Origin of the sequence: Mycobacterium sp., from assembly GCF_049280035.1 — a bacterium.
GTDB lineage: Bacteria > Actinomycetota > Actinomycetes > Mycobacteriales > Mycobacteriaceae > Mycobacterium.
This window is the reverse complement of the sequence record NZ_JBAPPI010000768.1, coordinates 1-4,935: the sequence shown is the minus strand read 5'-3', so window position 1 is coordinate 4,935 and position 4,935 is coordinate 1. Positions and strand designations below refer to the sequence as shown.

Sequence of the window (4,935 nt, the reverse complement as noted above, 5' to 3'; positions counted from 1 at the left end):
GTCGTAATCTGATAAACCATGATGTAGCCGGCTCGGCTGGACGTGAATCCCGACGCGACGATGCCGGCCACGATGCTAGTGAAACCGGCGGGCGTGGGGTTGGCGGCGAAGTTTTGGCAGGTCAGTTTCGCGGTGGACTTCGCGAACTCGGTCTCGTCGGCAGTCAGTCTGACGGGATCAGCGTGGGCGACACCACACCCGAGCAGCATTGCGGCGATTTACCAACACAATCGGGTTGAACAGGTTCACCTAGTCTCCCCAGGAGCAGCTGGTGATGGCGTCGCCGGTTCCGTCCCATCCGTTTTCGGTCGCCCTAGTCCGTACATTTGCCGCCGCGCTGGACGCGTCCGGGCCGGTGGCAAACACCCACTCGACGCCAGGGCCTGCGGTCACGGAAATGCAAGTGGTAGACACGCCCACCGGCTCGCAGCTGGAATAATAACTGGCGTTGCATCTGGCTAACGCGTGGGCAATCGCCGCGGTAGGCGATGATTCATTTTCCTCATGGACGACCTTGAAGGTCGGACCCGGTGGGTCATAGATGGCCATGCCCACGTATTGGGGGTCGGCGTGTGCCAACGGAGCGGCGGCTGCCAGTGCCACGACCAAGGCGCTAGGGACGGCCAGAAGGATTGATATTGCTGGGCGTGAGAACATGATTGGTCCTTTGACCAATCGAGGGCATCCGTGGGTGCCGACCGTAGGTGTCCGGCATAAAGATATTATTTGCGGTATGGAACCTCGACCGGGCCGATTATAGCACGTTTTTTGTTGCTCTGCGGTCTCAGATTTTCGAAGAAAGCCGAGCTGGATGGCCATCCGTGTGGGTGCGCGCCTTTACTCCTCATCCAGTAATGTACTTTCGGCCCGTTGTTTGCTGGCGGTGACAATAAGGTATTGCTTTCAATAGGGTTGCCCCTCGTCTCGCCCTCAAGGCTGCTTGCGCCACAACGCATCTCAGCAAAACAGGCGGTGGCAAAGCCTGTTCGGCTCGTAGGTGCGCGGAACCGGGAACCTACTCGGGTCGGCCGACCGAGTAGGTTCCATCGTCGTCGATGAAGGTGATCGTGGCCTGCGCCTTGTGGCCATTAATGGTGAGATCGCAGGTGAACGTCGCGCCTTTGAAGATCGTGGGGTCGACGCCGTGGTTGCAGGTGACGTCTTTGACGGTGGTCAGGCCGTAGCCGGTGGTCGGGTCGGCGAGCACGTTCCGCACGCCGGCCTGTGCGGCGGCGATGTTGAGTTTGTCAGCGGTGAGGGATTTGATCGGGCCTACTCGCAGGACCAGCAGCACAGCCACGGCGCTCAAAGCCACAGCGCCGATGGCGAGCACCGCCCACAGCCAGCCGCGACCGCGCTGCGCGGGGGGAATCGGCGCAGACGGGGCCGGGTACCGGCCTAATTGTTGGTGGTAGGCGCCGACGGGGTAACCGCTTGGCGCAGGTGGGTATCCCGGCGCCACCGGGGTCGTCGTTTCATCAGGGGCACCATGCGAGGGAGCGATGACGACGGTCTTGTCGGGGTCGACGTTTCTCGGCGGCAGCTGGCGGGCCGCACGCTGCGGCACCACCTCGGTCCGTTCGGGGTCGTCGTCGCTCCCCCACCGCGTCGGGCCCATCAGCACGCCCTGGAGGTCAGACAGGAAGCAAACACGTTGAGCCCCTTTCGCCTCAGGCGGGGAAGTCCGCGTAGCACCGGTCGGCGTTGTCACTGGTGAGACCGACGCGGAAGGCCGCGATTCGATTAAACCCGGCCGGCACCGTCATCCCATCGGCGTCGCTGGCCGCCAGGCCGTTGCCGAGCAGACCCGCCACCGCCTGGTCGACGTCGCGTGAAGTCAAAGGTGTTGCCGGATCAGCCGTTTCGCCTAGTTGGCGCTCAACCCTGCCGGTCAGACAGGCGGTGCGCAGCGCGGTCGCGACCGATTTTATCGGTAGGCCACGTTCGTGCTGAACGGCCAGCGCATAGCGGGAGATCAGGGCGGACATCGCCGTGTTAGTACCCTGCAGCAGCACGTAGTCGTGCCGCTCATCGCCGGGCTCGCCCAGTTTCTGCAAGGCAGGCAGGTCGACGAACACGGTGTTCGACGCCGGACAATACGACACCGGCTGGGTCACGTCCGCTCCCCTGCACGCGGCCGGCTGCATTGACAACGTGGGCGGCGCCTTCGCGGCGAAGATCGTGCCGAGTTCGTCGACGAGCCGGTGAACGCTGGTCTCGGTTATCGGCTTGTCGGCCTTGCGATTGCTGGGCGCGGGCTGTAGCGCCTCGGGCAGCTCATCGCGGCGCTGCTGGATGGACTCCGCGGTGATGGCTGCGCACGCGGTAGCACCCGAGGTGAAGCCGATCTGGAATGCCGCGACGCGGTCTAACGCCGTGCCATGGCCTTCCGGATCGTTGGCCTGCGCGGAGGCGGGATCGCGGCTGGTGATGATGCCGGCCAGCACCTTGTTCAAACCCTCCCCGGTGTCGAGGGTGAACCGGGGTGACTTGCCCTCGGCGACCCAACGCAGGTAGTCGCCACCGAAGCAGTCGGCCTGCTGTTCGGCGACCAGCACGGTCGTCGACCTCTTGACCAGATGGGCCATGCGTTGAATCGCATGCCCGTATTCGTGGCTCAGCACCCCGATTACAGCCATGTCGCCGAAGTACCTCTGCACCGTCGGCAAAAACGCGCCGCGATCCCAGGCAATGAGCCAGTCACTTCCGCAGAAGAACGCATTGGTGAGCTCGTAGGTGTCATTGCCGCAGATCATTGGCGATGACGGATCGTGGGAGTCATAGGAGTACAAATCCGTCACCGGCTGATACTGTCCCGACAAAGTGCGGGGAAAGTTCACCCGCCAGTACGCTTCGATGTCCTGAACCGACAGAGTCGCTAACCTATCGATCGACCCCTCTTGTCCGCCATGGACTTTGAGGGTCGGAGCTGGCGCGCCGGGGCGTACACCGCTGGGCACATCGTTCACCGGCAACCCACCCGCGGTGGCGGGATCGTAGATCGGCGACACGGCCCGGCCCGCCACGGTGTCGTGGCAACCGGACAAAACCGCACAACTTGCGGCCAAAACCAGCGCTATGCGCGACCAACCGCCGCAGCGTGTGACCCGGAGTTGCCGTCGCAGGATTAATACCACCTGCCTATTCCATCACGGGTAAAGGCGCGTCCAGCACGGGAGAATGCGTGCAGGCCGCCGTACCGGCCGACCAGTGCGGTTAGGCGGCCGATCGGGGCCCGACCTCGCGGATGGGCAGATGAAACACCGCGGCGGTCACCGGAACAGCGTCACCCTCGCGCCGCGCCAGCAGCGCGGCGTTGTCGGGCAGCTGCCGTGAGTTGATCTCGCCGGTCGCGATCTGGCGCAGAATGTCGTGCGCCTTCGCCAACTGCTCACGCTTGCGGTACTGGCCGCCGGGCAGTTTGACGCCCGCCCAGACACCGTATTCCTCGCGGTTCTCGACCGCGTATCGCGCGCACAACCGCTGTTGCGCCAGTGGGCACCGTCGCAGACAGAGCAGCCGCGCCTCGGTGGCCGACTGTTCATAAGCGCGTGCCTTGGCGGCACCGTCGCCACCGTCATCATCGGCGTAGCCGAACCACAATTCCGGGTTGACCGAACATGGGTGCCCCATCAGTCCGCCTCCTTCAGGTCCAAAAACGTATGCAGAAGCGTATACACACCGCGGATCGTTTGGCAAGAGAAACGTGATAGAAACGTATATACCAAGGACTACGTATGCGGCTGTGTACTATCCGAATATGGCCGGAGCGCTGCGGTGAGCCGCGAATCGGCAGGTGCAGCAATCCGAGAGCTGCGCGAATCGCGCGACTGGTCGCTGGCCGACTTCGCCTCGGCCACCGGCGTGAGCATCATGGGCCTGAGCTACCTCGAGCGAGGCGCCCGCAAGCCACACAAAAGCACAGTTCAGAAGGTAGAAAATGGGCTCGGTCTGCCACCGGGCACCTACTCTCGGCTGGTGGTCGCCGCGGATCCGGCGGCCGAGCTCGAGCGCCTGACCGCGGTCACGCCGGCAGCACCGACACCTGCCCGGTCCACCGGTCCCATCGTCGTGGACCGGCACACCGACACCGAGGTACTCGAGGGATACGCCGAAGCTCAGCTCGACGCGCTCAACTCGGTGATCGAGCGACTGCCTGCGACGACATCAAACGAATACGAGTCGTATATTCTCTCTGTGATCGGTCAGTGTGTGAAGGCTGAGATGCTCGCCGCCAACTCCTGGCGGGTGGCCGTCAATGCCGACGCAGCTTCGGCGGGACGGCTTATGCGGCATCTGCAGGCGTTGGAGACGACACGCGGCGCGCTTCTGGAGCGCATGCCGATGAGCCTTAGTGCCCGGTTCGACCGGGCATGCGCGCGATCATCGCTGCCGGAGCCAGTCATCGCGGCACTGCTCGGAATCACCCCCGCGGAAATGTGGGACATCCGGAATCGGGGAGTCATCCCGCCTGGAGCGCTGCCGCGCGTCCGGGCTTTCGCCGACGAGGACACCAGTTCGGGGGAAGGGCAGTGAGTGGAAGCGAACTGTCGGCATTGAGCCGCGCGCACCAACTATTCGCCGGCACGCCCCGTGACGTTGCGCTGGACGCAGACCTAGCGCACTACGACAGGTTGCTGCAACGAGCCGCGGGACTGAATACCGGTGGGGGACAAGAGCTTTACCAGTCTGCTGTAGACCATAGCCGGGCAGGCTTGCGTTCGGCCGCCAGCACTGACGCTGCGCTGGCAGCCACCGCGGCCCAAGCGCACCGCGATCACGCCAACGCCCGTGCCCTGACCAAGAGTGTGCTCGACGAGGCCCGCGCCGATGCCGCGATACCGAGCACACCGATGGCGCAGCGCGAGGCGGTGCGCCGTCGGGTGGCGCGGCTGCGAGCGCAACAAGCGCATGTGTTGTCAGCCCGCCAGCAGG

6 protein-coding genes and 1 pseudogene are annotated in these 4,935 nt (G+C 64.3%); 2 read left to right on the top strand and 5 right to left on the bottom strand.

The window, feature by feature from the left end; all coding sequences use genetic code 11:
• The 5 genes from WAN71_RS24645 to WAN71_RS24625 all read right to left on the bottom strand — a co-directional run.
• The coding region (locus WAN71_RS24645) for a hypothetical protein (RefSeq protein WP_422227834.1) at nucleotides 1–209 on the bottom strand (209 nt) is incomplete at its 3' end.
• A 40-nt stretch (nucleotides 210–249) separates the two neighbouring features.
• A complete protein-coding gene (locus tag WAN71_RS24640; RefSeq protein WP_422227836.1) occupies nucleotides 250–549 on the bottom strand; it encodes a DUF4189 domain-containing protein in 300 nt (99 codons plus the stop codon).
• A 466-nt stretch (nucleotides 550–1,015) separates the two neighbouring features.
• Complete coding sequence (locus tag WAN71_RS24635) at nucleotides 1,016–1,618, bottom strand: DUF4333 domain-containing protein (protein WP_422227833.1); 603 nt, start codon at nucleotides 1,616–1,618, stop codon at nucleotides 1,016–1,018.
• 52 nt (nucleotides 1,619–1,670) lie between these two features.
• Nucleotides 1,671–3,125, bottom strand: a complete 1,455-nt coding sequence (locus WAN71_RS24630) for a neutral zinc metallopeptidase (protein ID WP_422227835.1) — start codon at nucleotides 3,123–3,125, stop codon at nucleotides 1,671–1,673.
• A gap of 91 nt (nucleotides 3,126–3,216) precedes the next feature.
• A complete protein-coding gene (locus WAN71_RS24625; RefSeq protein WP_422227832.1) occupies nucleotides 3,217–3,633 on the bottom strand; it encodes a WhiB family transcriptional regulator in 417 nt (138 codons plus the stop codon).
• Between the two features lie 144 nt (nucleotides 3,634–3,777).
• Between WAN71_RS24625 and WAN71_RS24620 the strand changes: the two genes are divergently transcribed.
• Together WAN71_RS24620 and WAN71_RS24615 are read left to right on the top strand one after the other, a co-directional pair.
• Nucleotides 3,778–4,536 (top strand): helix-turn-helix domain-containing protein, encoded by a 759-nt coding sequence (locus WAN71_RS24620; protein WP_422227831.1) that lies wholly within the window; start codon nucleotides 3,778–3,780, stop codon nucleotides 4,534–4,536.
• Nucleotides 4,533–4,935, top strand: a pseudogene (locus tag WAN71_RS24615) (NlpC/P60 family protein); the annotation flags it as partial. The gene WAN71_RS24620 and the pseudogene WAN71_RS24615, both read left to right, overlap by 4 nt.

Coding starts and splice junctions, on each gene's coding strand:
- WAN71_RS24640 (WP_422227836.1), bottom strand. CDS start 549: ATGGCCATCTATGACCCACCGGGTCCGACCTTCAAGGTCGTCCATGAG.
- WAN71_RS24635 (WP_422227833.1), bottom strand. CDS start 1,618: ATGGGCCCGACGCGGTGGGGGAGCGACGACGACCCCGAACGGACCGAG.
- WAN71_RS24625 (WP_422227832.1), bottom strand. CDS start 3,633: ATGGGGCACCCATGTTCGGTCAACCCGGAATTGTGGTTCGGCTACGCC.